At 53.7% G+C, this 15,895-nt stretch carries 13 protein-coding genes; 8 read left to right on the forward strand and 5 right to left on the reverse strand.

Features of this window, described 5'->3' with window-relative positions:
- Positions 1-266 precede the first annotated feature (266 nt).
- From LAO76_16670 to LAO76_16685, 4 genes are all read left to right on the forward strand, one after another.
- Complete coding sequence (locus LAO76_16670; GenBank protein MBZ5492556.1) at positions 267-1,277, forward strand: hypothetical protein; 1,011 nt, start codon at positions 267-269, stop codon at positions 1,275-1,277.
- A gap of 282 nt (positions 1,278-1,559) precedes the next feature.
- The gene (locus LAO76_16675) at positions 1,560-2,279 is read left to right on the forward strand and encodes a hypothetical protein (protein ID MBZ5492557.1); all 720 of its coding nucleotides are present in this window, start codon (positions 1,560-1,562) and stop codon (positions 2,277-2,279) included.
- A 199-nt stretch (positions 2,280-2,478) separates the two neighbouring features.
- Positions 2,479-3,561 (forward strand): recombinase RecA, encoded by a 1,083-nt coding sequence (gene recA, locus LAO76_16680; GenBank protein ID MBZ5492558.1) that lies wholly within the window; start codon positions 2,479-2,481, stop codon positions 3,559-3,561.
- A gap of 105 nt (positions 3,562-3,666) precedes the next feature.
- Complete coding sequence (locus tag LAO76_16685; GenBank protein MBZ5492559.1) at positions 3,667-4,470, forward strand: alpha/beta hydrolase; 804 nt, start codon at positions 3,667-3,669, stop codon at positions 4,468-4,470.
- A 17-nt stretch (positions 4,471-4,487) separates the two neighbouring features.
- Here the strand turns inward: LAO76_16685 and LAO76_16690 are convergent, their stop codons facing one another.
- A complete protein-coding gene (locus tag LAO76_16690; protein ID MBZ5492560.1) occupies positions 4,488-6,428 on the reverse strand; it encodes a hypothetical protein in 1,941 nt (646 codons plus the stop codon).
- A gap of 277 nt (positions 6,429-6,705) precedes the next feature.
- Here LAO76_16690 and LAO76_16695 point away from each other — a divergent pair, with 277 nt between their 5' ends.
- Entirely contained in the window at positions 6,706-8,349 is a 1,644-nt protein-coding gene (locus LAO76_16695) for a VWA domain-containing protein (GenBank protein MBZ5492561.1), read from the forward strand.
- 16 nt (positions 8,350-8,365) lie between these two features.
- Positions 8,366-9,991, forward strand: a complete 1,626-nt coding sequence (locus LAO76_16700; protein ID MBZ5492562.1) for a VWA domain-containing protein — start codon at positions 8,366-8,368, stop codon at positions 9,989-9,991.
- A gap of 16 nt (positions 9,992-10,007) precedes the next feature.
- Here LAO76_16700 and LAO76_16705 read toward each other — a convergent pair whose 3' ends face one another.
- From LAO76_16705 to LAO76_16720, 4 genes are all read right to left on the reverse strand, one after another.
- Positions 10,008-11,966, reverse strand: a complete 1,959-nt coding sequence (locus tag LAO76_16705) for an ABC-F family ATP-binding cassette domain-containing protein (protein ID MBZ5492563.1) — start codon at positions 11,964-11,966, stop codon at positions 10,008-10,010.
- Positions 11,967-12,048: 82 nt separating this feature from the next.
- Positions 12,049-12,975 carry an energy transducer TonB gene (locus LAO76_16710; protein ID MBZ5492564.1) on the reverse strand — a complete coding sequence of 309 codons (927 nt, stop codon included), beginning with the start codon at positions 12,973-12,975 and terminating at the stop codon, positions 12,049-12,051.
- A gap of 101 nt (positions 12,976-13,076) precedes the next feature.
- Complete coding sequence (locus LAO76_16715) at positions 13,077-13,508, reverse strand: hypothetical protein (protein ID MBZ5492565.1); 432 nt, start codon at positions 13,506-13,508, stop codon at positions 13,077-13,079.
- 91 nt (positions 13,509-13,599) lie between these two features.
- Positions 13,600-14,265, reverse strand: a complete 666-nt coding sequence (locus LAO76_16720; protein ID MBZ5492566.1) for a deoxynucleoside kinase — start codon at positions 14,263-14,265, stop codon at positions 13,600-13,602.
- A 352-nt stretch (positions 14,266-14,617) separates the two neighbouring features.
- Here LAO76_16720 and LAO76_16725 point away from each other — a divergent pair, with 352 nt between their 5' ends.
- Both LAO76_16725 and LAO76_16730 read left to right on the forward strand, forming a co-directional pair.
- Positions 14,618-15,361: a polysaccharide deacetylase family protein gene (locus LAO76_16725; GenBank protein MBZ5492567.1), complete on the forward strand. Its 744-nt coding sequence runs from the start codon at positions 14,618-14,620 to the stop codon at positions 15,359-15,361.
- Between the two features lie 103 nt (positions 15,362-15,464).
- On the forward strand, positions 15,465-15,725 hold the full coding sequence (locus tag LAO76_16730) for a hypothetical protein (protein MBZ5492568.1): 261 nt from the start codon (positions 15,465-15,467) through the stop codon (positions 15,723-15,725).
- The last annotated feature ends 170 nt before the right edge of the window (positions 15,726-15,895 follow it).

Raw genomic sequence — 15,895 nt, forward strand, 5'->3', positions numbered from 1 at the left:
GCGATATATAGGTTTCTTCCAACATGTTTTGCACAAGCCGCCTCACGTCACGTGGGGCGGTTTTTCATTGGAAACTTACTTAGTCCCTTTCCGTCATTTTCAGCTTCAGCCGCATTTTCAGGGGCTCTCCTCATGTTTCTCAATCGTAGTACTAAGCTAAGCGTCAAATCCTACCTAATTAAGTAGTCTCCTGATACATCCAGAGTAGATGCAGCCGTAACCTCTGCTCCTCAAGCCAAGCACCCTAGCTCTGAAGGAGTACGGCAGTGAAAAACGCTATTCGGTTATTGATTGCGACCCTGACTCTGGCCACCGCATCCTTCGCGGGAGTCACGGTAAGTTCCCCCGCAGCTGGATCCACTTCAGGATCCCCGGTCCACTTCGTCGCCTCGGCAACATCGGCAAATCCGATCACCGCCATGAGGATTTACGTGGACAACATCAGCGTTTATTTGATTTCGGCAAGCAAGCTTGACACATTCGTAACTATTGCGGCCGGTGGCCACAGTGTTGTGGTCCAAGCCTGGGACTCAACTGGCGCCGTCTTCAAGGCGCCGCTGAGCCTGACCGTAAGCGGTACGACCCCCAGCCCGACTCCCACTCCAACTCCAGCGGCCTTCCCCGCGCCCCCTTCAACCGCCGTGGTCAAAAGCAATATAGACCAGATGACAGGCTGGGCCAGTTGTACCGTATGCGCCGGCGCAAATGCCAATGGTCCCGTGGCGACCTATTCCATGGTGGAAAACCAGGTGTCTCCTTCCCTCGACGGCGCGTCCGCCAAATTCAGTATCAGTGGCACCACGCCTTACTCTGACGCTCTCTGGTGGAAACAGCTTGGAGCTGCCGACGGCGCCACCCATCTTAAGTACGACGTGGCTTTCTACATCACCAATCCGGGCGTGTCGCAGGCCCTAGAGTTTGATAACAATCAGTCCAACGCTGTGCATAAGTTCATCTATGGCACGCAGTGCAACATCAAGGGCGGCCACTGGGACGTCTGGGGCAACGCAGCCGGCAACTGGATTTCAACCGGGATTGCCTGTTCTGCTCCGACGGCTTTTGTGTGGCACCACCTTACATGGGAATTTCAGCGGACATCCACCAACGTGATCTTCGTCGGCTTTACTTATGATGGCGTCACTCATTACGTGAACCGTAGTTATCCGGCACGTGCCTCTAGTGTCCATGAAATGAATGTGGCCTTCCAAATGGACGGAGACTCCGCCATGCACGCCTATTCCACGTGGCTGGACAAAGTCACTCTCACCTATTGGTAGTGCTCTAGCAGTGTTAAGGCTGTTCAGTTCAGAGGGAACTCACCTCAAAAACTGTGGAGAATGTGAAGAACGATTAACATTCATGAACACGAAAAGGAGCGGATTTGGTTCCGCTCCTTTTGCTTTTGGGAACTAAGTAGCCGCCGTAATCACCTAGTAGTTCGCGATTTTTGGTTTCTCGCGCGGCAGCCTGAAAAGGGTTGAAGCAGAGTAGATGCGTCGTTACTCTCAGTTTCGCCGTTGGAAATGGCGGCAAACAAATCCCCTGGAGTAAAAGTAGTGATGGTAAAGAAAACAACCAAAAGCGTTTCCATTCTCGTAGTTGTACTGTTCCTTTTGGCGGCCGCTTCGCTTCGTTCATCCGCCCAGACAGTCAAGAGTCAGATCCAGAGAATGACTGGATGGCAAGCCTGTGTGGCCTGTGCCGGCGCCAACGCCGCAGGTCCGGGAGCCTCCATTTATACAGCGACTACCTCATCGCCCTCCATGAGCGGCGTATCCAGAGTTTTCTCTATATCCAGCAGCAACCCCTATGCCGATGCATTGTGGTGGAAGCAGCTTGGCGCCGCTAATGGCGCTTACAACCTTAAGTACGACGTCTACTTCTACCTGACTGCGCCTCAGAACGCCCAGGCGCTCGAATTTGACAGCAACCAAGCCAACGGGCACCGGCGCTGGATCTTCGGTACGCAGTGCAACATCGCCGCCGGCCAATGGGACGTTTGGGGCAATGCCAATGGCAACTGGATTCACACCGGCATCCACTGCTCCATGCCCACGGCCTACAAATGGCATCATCTGACCTGGGAATTCAAGCGCAACGGCAACTATGTGGATTACATCGCTCTCACGATTGACGGCGTAAAGCATTACGTCAACCGCAATTACACCTCGAGAGCTTCCAGCGTGAATGAGTTGAATGTGGCGGTCCAGCTGGATTTGAAAGGCAACCACGCGGCCTACAAGGAATGGCTCGATAACGTAAAGCTCACCTATTGGTAACCGGTTTGTTCCTGTCGGCTCTGCTCCCGGGTTTCAGGCCCGGGAGCTTTTTTACGTCCGATAAAAATTCCGGTTCCCTTTTTATTCGCTGCATGATAGAAATATAGAAGCGCGCCCCCGCAGCAAGGGAAAATCCACCAGCGTCGCTGAAATGCAAAGGCTCTCTTCCTTTTTAGGAAATGCCGCATGGAGAGAATGAATGGCCGATGAAAGACAGGAAAAAACCAGGGCGATAGATCTTGCGCTCTCTCAAATCGAAAAGCAGTTTGGCAAAGGTTCCATCATGAGGTTGGGGAGCAAGGAAGCTATTGTCCCCATCGCGGTGATCTCTACCGGCTCCATCTCATTTGACGCCGCCCTTGGTGTAGGCGGCTTTCCCCGCGGACGCGTGGTTGAGATTTTTGGCCCGGAATCCAGCGGCAAGACGACCGTCGCCCTGCAGGTGATCGCCGAAGCGCAAAAGACAGGCGGCATGGCGGCCTTTGTGGATGCCGAACACGCTCTCGATCCCATTTATGCCCGCAAGCTCGGCGTGGATGTCGACAACTTGCTGGTGGCCCAGCCGGACTATGGGGAACAGGCGCTGGAAATCGCCGAAGCGCTGGTCCGTTCCAACGCCATTGATGTGCTGGTGGTCGATTCCGTGGCTGCTCTGGTACCCAAAGCCGAACTGGAAGGCGAAATGGGAGATAGCCACATGGGTCTGCAGGCCCGTTTGATGTCACAGGCGCTCCGCAAGCTGACTGGAATCGTTTCCAAGTCGCGCACCTGCCTGATCTTCATCAACCAGATCCGCGAGAAGATCGGCGTGATGTTCGGCAATCCTGAGACAACTACGGGCGGCCGCGCACTCAAGTTTTATTCGTCCGTACGTGTCGATATCCGCCGCATCGGCGCCATCAAGGATGGTGATGCGGTGGTTGGCAACCGGACCAAAATCAAAGTCGTGAAAAATAAGACGGCGGCCCCCTTCCGTGAAGCCGAATTTGACATCATGTATGGCGAAGGCATCTCCCGCGAAGGCGACTTGCTTGATCTGGGCGTGGCCAAGGAACTCGTGGAGAAATCCGGGGCCTGGTTCAGCTATAAAGGGGAACGCATTGGCCAGGGACGCGAGAACGTGAAGCAGTTCCTGAAAGACAATAAAGACATGATGGCAAAGCTGGAGGCTGAATTGAGGAAAGAGCTGGGCTTGCATATCGTGGCGCAGGAGCCACCAGCGCCTTCAGTCGAGCAGAAGCAGGCTGCCGCAGCTCACGCAAAGATGCCGGCAAGACGATAAGTTTTTTGCCCGCAAACGGCAACATGGATTAAAGAGATACTTTGAGGGGCGCGGGTCTTTGTAAAGACCAGCTATGGTCTGCCAGTGAAAAAGCTTCTTATTCGGATGCTGCTGATCCTTGCTGCTTTATACATCGGACTCGCGCTGTTCGCGTTTTTTCTCTCGGACAGCATGATCTTCCTGCCACACCCTTCTTCTTACAAGGATTCGGCGGAGATCATAAAGATCACCACGGCCAGCGGAAAGAAAATTTCCGCTGTCTATCTTCCCAATCCTTCCGCCAAATTCACTCTGCTGGTAAGCCATGGCAATGCTGAAGACCTGGGAGACGACAAGTACTGGCTGGACGGCTTGCGGCACGCAGGCTTCAGCGTCTTTGCTTATGACTATGAAGGGTACGGCACCAGCGAAGGCAAACCGACTGAGAAGGCCTGTTATGAAGATTCAGCCGCCGCTTACGAGTTTCTGGCCGTCGATCTCAAGACGCCTCCCGACAGGATCATTATCTTTGGCAGATCAGTAGGCGCAGGCCCTGCGGCCTACATTGCGGCGAAAAGACCTTCAGCAGGAGTGATCCTGCAAAGCCCATTTGTCTCAGCCTTTCGCGTGCTTACCCGGATCCCTCTGCTGCCGTTCGATAAATTTCCCAACTACAAATACGTGCGCCACATTCACAGCCCGATCCTGGTCATGCATAGTCATGCGGACTCAGTGATTCCCTTCTGGCATGGACAAAAGTTATTCGACTTGGCCAACCAGCCAAAACAATCATTCTGGGCACAGAATGCTGATCACAACGATATGGATCTAGCCAAAGGCTATATGGAGGCTATCCAGTTTTTGGCAGCGACCTTAGAGAAGGCGGAGCCTGCATCTCCGCCGCCGCTGCCTGCTCCCAAGGTGCCGTGAAAGCAGCGTCTCGATAACTACTGCATCGTCGCAGGATGGCACGTTGATCCCACGCCCGGCGGGACTGGAATTCCCGTTGGAGGCGTTGCCCAGGGCTTGCCCGTGAAATCAAAGAAGTCGAGCAAGTTGGGCTGGACAGCATCGCGATTCGTCAACGCCGGCAGACCAAAGCGCTCTTCCACAAAGTGAATCACGGCTGTGTGGTCCATCGCTGTATGCCCCACGTAATGACGGCGAGCAAACGGTGACACGATCATGTTGGGCACGCGGAACCCCAGTTGTGCGCCAAAGCCCTGATTTCCCGCCGCAGCTGCGTCAGCCGGATGCGCTCCCGGACTGTCAGGCCGCAGATCGCAATGATTGGTATAAACGCCCGCGGTTGTGGGCTGGCAAGGCAGGAATCCGTCTGGATTTACCGCGATCGGCGCAATATCGCCTTCCAGATCGGCCAGAGCTGCGCTGGTGTTCTGATTCGTGTGGCCCGGGACCGGCGGCACGTGGTCATACGGCCCGCCGCCCTCGTCGAACGTGAAGAACAATGCCGAATCTCCCCATGACGGACTCGACATCAGCGCGTTGATGATGTTTGAAATCTGGGCTTGGCCGGAAAGAATCGACTGGCCTGAACCCGGGTGCTCATCGCCATGACCGAAATTGGCTTCGATATAGGCAAATTGTGGCAGCGTATTGTTCTGCACATCAGTAAAGTACTGGCTGATAGGCGCGATGTGCGTGGAGTCAACTGTCAAAACTCCGGTGGAACTTCTGAAAATGTACTTGCCGCTGTAGGTGAAATACGTAAACGTGGTTGATGGAGCGCCATTGCTGTTGGTCGTGGAGTAATAAATTTTCCAGGAGATATTGTGTTGATCTAACAACTGGAAAATCGTGGTCCCTACGAGCTGAGGCGCGTGATCGTCAAATCCGGGATCGAACACGTAACCCTGTGACGTGCCTCCCGACATAGTGGCGAGCCGGTTCGGGATCGTTTTGCTCGCCACTGGCGAGAACCAGCGATCTGAAAGAGCGAACTGCGAGGCCATGAAGTAGTAGTAATTCAGTTCGTCTGTGCCGGTCGTGCTGGTGTCCTGGTAATAGGCCATCGCTCGTTGTCCCGCCAGATCGGTAAATGTCCCGCTGCCACTGCCGGATTTCGCAAATCCCTCTGCCGTGTGGACAAACCCATCCATCAGGATTGGCCGCGTGGTGGTGAAATCAAAGCGGCTCACATCACCAAAGCTTTCCAGCCAGGCAGAGCTCATATCGTCAAGGCAGGTGCTCGTGGTATGGAAGAGCGGGAAGACGGCGCCTTCATCGTTTTTGTTGAAAATCGTGGTGAGCTTGTCGTCAATGCCGTCCACATCGTATTCGCGTTGGTCGTCGCCGATGTTCCAGCCATGCGCCTTGCGATAGGGATTCAGCATTCCAAAGTAGGTATCAAAGCTCCGGTTTTCCTGCAGTACAAAAATGATGTGATTAATAGATGCGATTCCCGGCCCCGGAGTCGGTGTAGGCGTTGCCGTGGGAGTTGGCGTTGGGCTCGGTGTTGGAGTCGCGGTTGGTGTAGGCGTAGGCGTTGGGCTGGGCGTTGGAGTCGGGGTCGGCGTGGGTGATGTAGCAACGGTAATGCTCTCTGAGGATGAAAAGAAAAATCCTGTGGAATCCCACGCGCGGATTACGATGGCATGCTTTCCTGCTGCCAGAGACAGCACGGCCGTGAGCGAAGCATTCGAGCTCTGGGCCTTCTTCACTGAATCGATATACATGATCATCGCTGTGACCGGATGCTCATTGTCCCGGGCGCCTGCGGAAAAAGTTACGGGAGAAGTCACCGTGGCTCCGCTGGCGGGAGAGCAGATCTTAACTGTTTTATCCACTGTGGGAGTGCAAACCGCAGATGCCGCGCTCACGGATGCGAGAAGGAAAGTTGCAGCCAGAAAACCGCGAAGAGAGATCACCCAGGGCCCCATTTCAGAAAAACAAAAGAATAAGAATTCGCCGAATCAATTTCCCAGTACCAGGGTCCAACATCGGGCACATTGCAGATTGACGTGTGACGCAGCTCTGCCTTCGCAGACCCCCAAATCGTTCCTTAAGGTAGGAGAGCACCGGCTGCCCGAGGGTTGTCCCCCGAAAACTTCTTAAGTCAGGGTTAAGTTGGAGATTGCTTTCTGCACAGGGTAGAATGGCCGGAACGGGGGTAATGCGCAGCGAATCTCAGGGGAGACGTTAACCATGCCTTGGACTACACTGTGCCGTGCGGTCACGATTTCTTGTCTTTCATTGTCCTTTCTGGGCGCCCATTCCCAAACCAACAATCCCGCGAACCAGCCGCAGGACGTGATGCACTCCGATCAGACACTGCGGACGAATACGCGCCTGGTGGTAGTGGATGTTGTGGCCACCGATGGCAAGGGCCAGCCGGTGCCTGACCTTAAAGCCTCCGACTTTACTTTGCTGGAGGATGGCAAGCCACAAAAGATCAGCGGTTTCAATTTTGAGCATTCTGGCAGCAATGTGTCGCAGACAGCGCAGATACAGCTTCCACCTTCAGTAGTAACAAACGCGCCAAAATTCCAGTCCAATAGCCTGAACGTGATCCTGTTTGATGTAGCCAATGGCGACTTTCCTGAACAGGTTTACGCCCGCGACCAGCTGCTGAAGTTTCTGAATGGTGCGCCACTCAATCGCCCCGTGGCTATCTACGCCATGCAAACCCAGCTAAAGCTGCTGCATGATTTCAGTACAGACAACAAATCATTGAGCGCGGCGGTGGCAAAATACCGGCCTCCGGCAAAAAATAACAACAGCGAGAGTATGGAATCGCGCGCCTCCGCCTTTTCCACCCGAGGGGATTATCACACCAGCGAACGCGACATAGAGAACACGCTGAACCAGTTTAACGTGCTGGCAAAAGTTCTTGCCGGATATCCCGGACGGAAAAACCTGATCTGGCTCTCTGAGAGCTTTCCATTAGTGCTTTTTCCCGAGACAGACAACCAGCTTCACATGGACGGCCAGAGCCTTAGAAGCGCAATTGGAGGTGCGGCAAATTCTTCATCGACGCAGCAGAACCTGCAATCCTCACCAACATTCAAGACGTATGCGGCGCTGATAAAGAAAGTGTCAGACGCGCTCATGGCGGCGCAGGTGGCAGTGTATCCGGTGGATGCGGGCGCGGTAGGCAAAGATGATCATCTAGCTTCGCAGCACACCATGGACAACATGGCGGAGAGCACTGGAGGCAAATCGTTCAAGAACAGCAACGATCTTGTGTTGGGCCTTCGCAGCGGAATCGAGGATGGCTCAACCTATTACACGCTGACGTATTATCCGGAAAACAAAAATTGGGACGGCCAGTTCCGCAGGATCCAGGTAAAAAGCGATCACGGGAACATAAATTTGCGTTATCGCGAAGGCTACTATGCGGTTGATCCGGAAAAGATCAACAAGGAAGATTCAGACGCAGTAGCGGAAAACTTCAGCCGCCTGCTGGGGCTTGACGCGCCCGCGGCCACGCAAGTGGTTTTCCAGGCACAGGTGCAGCCGCCTTCAGAAAAGAACAAGAAAGTTGTAGTGACCTTCCACGTTGATCCGCGAACTCTGGCCTTTGAGAAGAAGGATGGCGGCGTGGAATTTGCCAAATTGAGCTGTACCGTGTGGGCCTACGGCAAAGACAAAGACAAACCGATAATGTCCAGTAGCACGGTGAACGCGAACCTGAATGCGAGCGAGTATGAGCAGATAATGCAACAGCGTTTTCTACCGTGTGACCGCCAGCTTGATTTGAAACCAGGAACATATGCCTTGCGCATGGGCGTGCTGGATCGGGCTTCCAACAAGATTGGCACCGCCACGGCTCAGGTGGTAGTGCCATAGTCGAGGAGTGAAGCTTATGGGCCGCTTAGTTTTTTTCCTGGGAATTCTTACGCTGGTCCCATCCGGGATTTATGCGCAAACCGTCTCGCAGCCAACTGCGTCAGATCAGTCACCGGTTTTGCATTCTGATGAGGTCCTGCGAACAAACACGCGTCTTGTGGTGGTAGACGTGGTCGCCGCTAAAAAGGGCGTGCTGGTCCCGGGGCTGAAGGTGGAAGATTTCACTTTGCTGGAAGATGGCAAGCCGCAAAAGATCAGCGGATTTATCTTCCAGGGGGCAAATGCAGCCAAAACCACGCAGCTGCCGCAATTGCCGCAAAATGTTGTTACGAACACGCCACGGATCCAGTCGAGCAGTTTAAACGTCATCCTTTTTGACACCGTCAATGGTAACTTGCCTGAGCACGCTTACGCCAAAGATGAGCTGCTCAAGTTCCTGAACACGGCAGAGTTGAGCCGTCCTGTTGCCATTTTTGCGCTGGAATCAGAACTCAAGCTGCTGCACGATTTCACGACTGACAATAGGGTATTGAGCGCCGCTGTAGCAAAGTACCGGCCGCCAGCGCAGACCCTCAGCGGCGACAGCTTTGAGGCGCGGGCATCGGTCTACGCCACCCGGGGCGATTATCACACGAGCGAGAGAGGCATTGAGACAACGCTCAATCAGTTGAATGTGCTGGCCAAAATACTGAAGGGTTATCCAGGACGCAAGAACCTGATCTGGCTCTCCGAAAGTTTTCCTCTCATGCTCTATCCTGAAGTGAACACGCAAAACAGTTTGAGCGCCGGGGACCTCAAGAGCCAGGAAGCTTCTACCGGGGAATCCACGTCAAAGGCCCTTCAAAAATCGTTGATTTCCAAAAGCTATGCCGCGCTGGTCATGAAGGTTACAGACGCGCTCATGGCGGCGCAGGTGGCGGTGTATCCGGTGGATGCGGGAGCAATTGGCAAAGATGACCATCTGGCCTCTCAACACACCATGGAGAATATGGCTGAGCGTACTGGCGGCAAGGCTTTTAAAAACAGCAACAATCTGGTCCTTGGACTCAAATCCAGTATTGAAGACGGCTCAACCTATTACACATTGGAATATTATCCCAACAACAAAAAGTGGGACGGACAATTCCGCACAATTGAAATAAAGAGCAATCAGCCCGGAATGAATCTGCGCTATCGCGAAGGCTACTATGCGCTGGATCCGGAAAAGGTAAACAAGGAAAATTCTGACGCAGTAGCTGAGAGCTTCAGCCGATCGTTACAGCTTGACGTTCCCGCTGCCACTGGTCTGCTCTTCCAGGCACAGGTATTACCGCCTTCTGCCAAAAACGGAAAAGTGGTTGTAAATTTCCATGTTGATCCACAGACCATTGCATTTGAGCACAAAGAAGGTGGGCTAGAATCAGCCAAGCTGAGCTGTACGGTGTGGGCCTACGGCAAAGACAAAGACAAGCCGACAATGTCCAGCAGCACGGTGAACGCGAACCTGCCGGAAACAGAATTTAAGCAGATGCAGCAACAGCGCTTCTTGCCCTGCAACCGGGAACTAGAGTTGAAACCGGGAACATATACTCTTCGCATGGGCGTACTCGACCGCACCACCAACAAAATGGGCACAGCCAGCGCGCAGGTCGTGGTGCCATAAGAATTGAACCGGGAAACTAGACCTCAATGTGGGCTTCGAGCACCTGGCTCAGTTCTTCCCACTCGTTCATGGCGCTCTCAAGATCGGTCTTTGCACGATTCAGCAAGTCTGTCTGCCCCTGCGTCTCTTCCACGCTTACAAAGTTCTGCAATGCGGTTTCCGCCGTAGTAATGGCGGCTTCCAGCCGTGCGATTTCTTCTTCCAATTCCACCAGACGTTCTTTCATCTGCTTAAGCTTGATCGGGTTCAGGCGCTTCAGCTTCGTTTCGGGCTGGGATTTTTCGGCTTCGTGATGATTTGTTTGGATCCCGGTGTTTGCCGAAATCGCTCCGCTGTTCCACGCTAGAGATACGTCGGCTGCAGCATTGTCTTTCCCCTCTTTGCGCCAGAGATAATCTTCATAATTGCCGGGAAAGACTTCCACGCGCCCCTCGCCAATTTCAAAGACGCGCGTGGCCAGCTTGTCAATGAAGTAACGGTCGTGCGAAACGAAGACGACTGTGCCGGTAAACTTCTGCAACGAATCCAGGAGGACGTCTTTGGCGCGAAGGTCAAGGTGGTTTGTTGGCTCATCGAGCAGCAGAAAGTTGGACGGATGCAGCAGCATGCGCGCCAGCGCGTAGCGATTGCGCTCGCCGCCGGAGAGCACGCCGATGGTTTTGAAAACATCGTCTTCTGAAAACAAGAAGCACCCGAGCAGACTGCGAAGCTCCGTTTGCGTGGAGCGCGGCGCGGCTTCAAAAAGATCGTCGAGCATGCGCGCGTTGGGATCCAATGCCTTGTATTGGTCCTGCGCAAAGTAATCGACATCGGCATTGTGGCCCAGCCGCAGTTCTCCTGATGTGGACTGCTCCGAGCCGGCAAGCAGCTTGATCAGCGTAGATTTTCCAGCGCCGTTCACGCCCACCAGCGCAATGCGGTCACCGCGCTCGATCACAAAATTCACGCCGGAAAAAACCTGCTTTGCGCCATAGCTTTTGCCCAGATCTTTAGCTTCAGCGACCATGCGTCCGCTGGGACGAGGCTGCGGAAAAGAAAAATGGATGGCTTTCTCTTCTGGAGGGACTTCAATCTTTTCCATCCGCTCCAGTTCTTTGATCCGGCTCTGCACCTGCTTTGCTTTTGTCGCCTGATATCGAAAGCGATTGATAAAAGCCTCTAGCTGGTCAATCTTTTCCTTCTGGTTGGCGTAAGCGGCCTCAAGCTGTGCGCGGCGCTCCGCTTTCTGCGCCAGATATTTCTCATAATTCCCGGAATAAAAGAAGACCTGCTTGTTCCATATTTCGGCGGTTTTCTTTACAGTTACGTCCAGAAAATAGCGGTCGTGCGAGATCAGCACATAGGCATGCGGATAATTGACCAGATATTGTTCCAGCCAGTTGCGAGTTTCCAGATCAAGATGGTTCGTCGGCTCGTCGAGTAGCAGCAGATTGGGTTTTTGCAGCAGCAGTTTGGCCAGCGCAATGCGCATCTGCCAGCCACCGGAAAATTCTTCTGTCCGCCGCTCCCAATCTTCTTTCTTAAAGCCCAGGCCGTTCAACACCGTCCCGACTTCAGCCTCAATGGTGTAACCATCGCGGGCTTGCATCTCCGCCTGTATGCGATGGAAACGCTCGGCTATCTGCTGGTACTCCGCGCTGGCGTGATCAACTTCCGCCATGCGCCGCGCCAGATCCTCCTGCTCGCGCTGCATCTGGTGCACCTGCTCAAAAACCGAGAGACACTCGGCAAAAACGGTGCGTCCGGAAAGCGATAGGCCATCCTGCGGCAGGTAGCCGCTCTGTATGCCACGTTGCTGCGTGATCGTGCCGTAGTCCAGCGACTCCGTACCGGCAAGGATTTTCAGCAGCGTAGTCTTGCCGGTGCCGTTCGCGCCCACCAGTCCCACGCGATCATGGGGCGTGATCAGCCAGTCCAATTCCTGAAAGAGGACTTTGGGGCCAAAGCGCTTGCCGGCTGCGGTGAGCTGGATCATTACTATCTATCTAAGCACAGATTTTATAACCACGCAGAGCTAGCAAAAAGGCAGGGCGAGCACACAAGAACAAAGGCTTACTTCAGTATAGGTTGAATGCAATCTCAATATTCATTTCGACAGCAACCGGTTGTCCGTTGCGAATAGCGGGCTGAAAACGCCAGGTTTGAACTGTGGATTGAGCGTTTTCGTCCAACCCCATACCCAATGGACGAAGTAGGCGAACGTAGTGGACATTGCCATCCGTCCCAACAATCACATTCACCACCGCGGTACCTTGGTATCCTTCATATTTAGCAATCTCTGAGTAATCAGGTTCGGGAGTGTGTTTGGGTTTGGGAGCCTTGACCCCGGAACCCGGACCAATGGGATACGTGGCAAGTTCGTGAGAGTCCTCATGTTTGGGATCTTTGGTCGACTCTGACGGGACGTTTTGAATCGGCTTACTCGCTTTAGGAACTTCCTCACTCCAGCGGTATTCCGCTTCTTTTTTCTGAGAAGCATCGTAGTTGAAATGGTGGTCCAGCAGGTACGCGCGCCAAAAATCCGGCAAGGATTCCAGAAAGTCCTCTGTCTTCAAGGCAAATATCCGGCCCAGGACAGTGAGCCCCTGTTCGGCAGAATCAATCGGCTTGTCAAGAATCACTTCCACATTCACGGAAGGCGAAAAGGGCGGCCCCTTAAAAGCTTTGCGCCGTTTGAATTCGAATAGGGTTAATTTCTGCTTTGGGAACAGGAAAAATATTCGCTGGCCTTCAAGGCGGAGCTTGTCGGGCGTGAGAGTTACACGGTCGATCATGATACCGCCGAAGACAGTCCATGACCCATCTTTTCCGCCCTTCAGCACCTTGCCTGCTGCGTCATATTGCTGAGAGTCTGACTGCAAGGCATGGCGAAGAATCAAAGTCTTACCCTCAAACTGCTTGAGGGTCGCCTCCGCATCCTGCGCCCAAGAGGTAGCGTTTGCCGCAAGGATTGAAAGCAGAAGAATCGTGAGTTTTACGCGCATATTTCTTCCGAATAGTATCACTTATGTATAGCAGGCTTTGATCAACAAACTCAGAGAGACGTTCCGTCACTGATTTGAAGATGTACATCATCAGGGTGGGACTAGTTCGGTTTCGGCCGTTGCGCAGGATCCAGCTTGGCCTTGACCATCTTGTAGAACGACCACACGTTGTCGGCCTCGCCTTCAGTAAGGCGACGATGAATCTTCATCGAGGGAAAAAGCTTGTTGCCGGCCACCGTCAACGTCAGTGTGGCGAATTGCTTGCCGGGATAAGTGTCGATGCTCCAGTCTCCGCCAAAGCGTCGCCGCACTACCTCGCCCAGGTAGCAACCCCACATCTTGCACACTTCTGTGAGCTCGTCAGTAGAAGGACCTCCCGGCGGCAGGTCGAGCGCGAGTTGGCCCAGAATATTTTCCAGCTCCATCAAAGAGTTCTCGCTGTAATCGAGCCGCGCATTGAACTCTTGGGCGATGATTACGGCCTTCTGAGCGTAGGCCTGGGTCATGCTACCGACTGAATCGTGGGTCTCCATGCAAATCGAGTTTAACAGGGAAGCGGGATCGTTTATTTGGGCTAAAGGTTCTTGATCCGCGAGCATCCGCGCAAATCCGCGGTAGAGAGCCTTACACGCCGGCCGCGCCGGTAGATCCCAGCGGCAGGAAGTACTGCGTCCCGCGTATGGGTTCGCTCACGCGGCGGAGCAATTCTTGCAGATCAGTATGGCGCTCGACAAAGTCAATGTCATTGGTGTTCACTACCAGCAGATCTGACGACGTGTAATGAAAAAAGAAGTGTTCATAGGCCTTGACCACTTCTTCAATGTAGTCATCGCTCACGGCGGTCTCGCCGGCAACGTTTTTCTTGCGCAGGCGTTTCTTCAGCACATCTGGCGACGCCTGAAGATAAATCACCAGGTCCGGGGCGGGAAGCTGCTCACGGAAGAGCTGGTAATAGCGGTTATAAACTTCCAGTTCAGGATCGCTCAGGTTGATGTACGCGAAAATCTTGTCCTTTTCAAAAATATAGTCCGCAACGACGGTCTTGCGCGATTTGGGGCCAACTTCCAGAGCGCGCAACTGCTCAAAGCGCCGGACCAGGAAAGCAAACTGCGCCTGGAAACCCGCGCCGCGCTCGCCTTCATAAAATGCCCGGAGAAAAGGATTGTCTTCCGGCTCAATCACGCGCTGGGCATTCAGCCGGTCCGCGATGATATTGGCCAGCGTGCTCTTGCCCACGCGGATGGGGCCTTCCACTGCTATATATTGTGGTGGTTCAAAAAGCTTGGCCATGTTCTTCTGATAGACGTTTCACTGGTAAACGATTCACGAGTCAATGACAAATGCGTCACAAGTCGGCTGACTTGAACGCAGCATATATGGCAAAACGTCCGCTGGCAATGTGCAATCAGTTAACAGGCTGTGGAAAGCCGGAGCGGCGAGCAATGAAATGATTGATAGTGAAAGCCTTTCAGCGTGGGTTGCCGCATGAAAGGAGCAGATAAAATTTGGTAATTGAGTAAATTGGTAATTTGGTAACTGAAAATCATCCGAGCTTGGAATGCGTTAAAGGCCATAGTTCCGGGTGGATGCTCCGAAAATTTGGTTTTCAATTACCAATTTACCCAATTACCAAATCTCCACGATGCTCTGGCCTTACATCACGCTCGCTTCTGCTGCCGCGGCCAGCTATGCCGGATACGCCACCATGGCTCCCACGTCGCAGCTCTATGGCCGCACGCTTACGCACGGCAGCGATCCCAGTCAGATGGCGCTCACCTTCGATGATGGGCCTAACGATCCGCACACCATGCGTTTACTGGACGTGCTGGCCAGGCACAATGCCAAGGCGACGTTTTTTCTTATAGGCAAATATGTGCGCGTGCGACCGGACGTAGTTCGGGCAATTGCTGCGGCAGGCCATGAAATTGGCAACCACACGGAGAGCCATCCCAACCTGATTCTGGTTTCGGCGGCGCGGCTGCGCCAGGAACTTGCCGACTGCGGCAAAGCGCTGGAAGATGCGATGGGAAAAAGGATCGCGCTTTTTCGGCCGCCTTTTGGCGGTCGTCGCCCCAATGTGCTGCGGACGGCCCGCGCCATGGGACTCAATCCTGTGATGTGGTCGGTGACCGGGTACGACTGGAGCGCGAAATCAGCCGCTACCATCGTGGAAAAGGTAACTGGGCAGGTGGATTCTCGGCGCCAGCCGCAAGGAGAGATTGTCCTGCTGCACGATGGCGGGCACTTGGCCTTTGGTACAGACCGCCGCTTTACCGTCGAAGCCACTGGCAAGCTTTTGGAACGCTATGCCGCCAAGAAATTTGTCACTGTTGCGGGCCTTAGTCAAGGCAACCTTGAACTTCATAACACCAAAGGACTAGGGTAATTTTCCGGTCTGCGCCAATTTCTGCCATGGTCTAAGTCCTCGTATAATAAGGGCTGTGCGCCGTCTAGTCTGCTCTCTCATCCTCGCGGGTGTTGCTTTAAGTTTGCAAGCTTCTGTTCCGTCGGTGAGCAGTCCTGCCACGCTGCATCAAAGCGCGAATCCCCAGTTTACAGGCTCTACGAAGTATCATGCGGCCCTGGAAATGACCTCCGCTCCAGCCGATATTTCTTTTTACGATGAATTTTTTCCGGCGATTGCAGCCCCTCAGGCGCAACCCAAGACAGGCATGTTTCATTGGGTCGGCAATCTGATCAAAAAAGGCCGCCAGAAGATCGCCCTGCTATCGCCGCAGAAACTTTTCTAGAATACTCCGCCACTCAACCTCACTAGTTGTGAACACGGTTACGGCGATTGTGCGTTTCATCCCACCACCCAGATTTCTGTCTACTACCAGCATTTCGGCAGCCCAATCCATAGCAGCTTTTTCAGCAACTAAGGTAGAATCGAACACTGAAACCGATCCTTGTGGAGACT

The organism is Terriglobia bacterium, from assembly GCA_020072645.1.
In the GTDB taxonomy this organism is placed as follows: domain Bacteria; phylum Acidobacteriota; class Terriglobia; order Terriglobales; family Acidobacteriaceae; genus Angelobacter.

Coding starts and splice junctions, on each gene's coding strand:
- LAO76_16715 (MBZ5492565.1), bottom strand. CDS start 13,508: ATGGAGACCCACGATTCAGTCGGTAGCATGACCCAGGCCTACGCTCAG.
- LAO76_16675 (MBZ5492557.1), top strand. CDS start 1,560: ATGGTAAAGAAAACAACCAAAAGCGTTTCCATTCTCGTAGTTGTACTG.
- recA (MBZ5492558.1), top strand. CDS start 2,479: ATGGCCGATGAAAGACAGGAAAAAACCAGGGCGATAGATCTTGCGCTC.
- LAO76_16705 (MBZ5492563.1), bottom strand. CDS start 11,966: ATGATCCAGCTCACCGCAGCCGGCAAGCGCTTTGGCCCCAAAGTCCTC.
- LAO76_16725 (MBZ5492567.1), top strand. CDS start 14,618: ATGCTCTGGCCTTACATCACGCTCGCTTCTGCTGCCGCGGCCAGCTAT.
- LAO76_16700 (MBZ5492562.1), top strand. CDS start 8,366: ATGGGCCGCTTAGTTTTTTTCCTGGGAATTCTTACGCTGGTCCCATCC.
- LAO76_16695 (MBZ5492561.1), top strand. CDS start 6,706: ATGCCTTGGACTACACTGTGCCGTGCGGTCACGATTTCTTGTCTTTCA.
- LAO76_16710 (MBZ5492564.1), bottom strand. CDS start 12,975: ATGCGCGTAAAACTCACGATTCTTCTGCTTTCAATCCTTGCGGCAAAC.
- LAO76_16685 (MBZ5492559.1), top strand. CDS start 3,667: ATGCTGCTGATCCTTGCTGCTTTATACATCGGACTCGCGCTGTTCGCG.
- LAO76_16720 (MBZ5492566.1), bottom strand. CDS start 14,265: ATGGCCAAGCTTTTTGAACCACCACAATATATAGCAGTGGAAGGCCCC.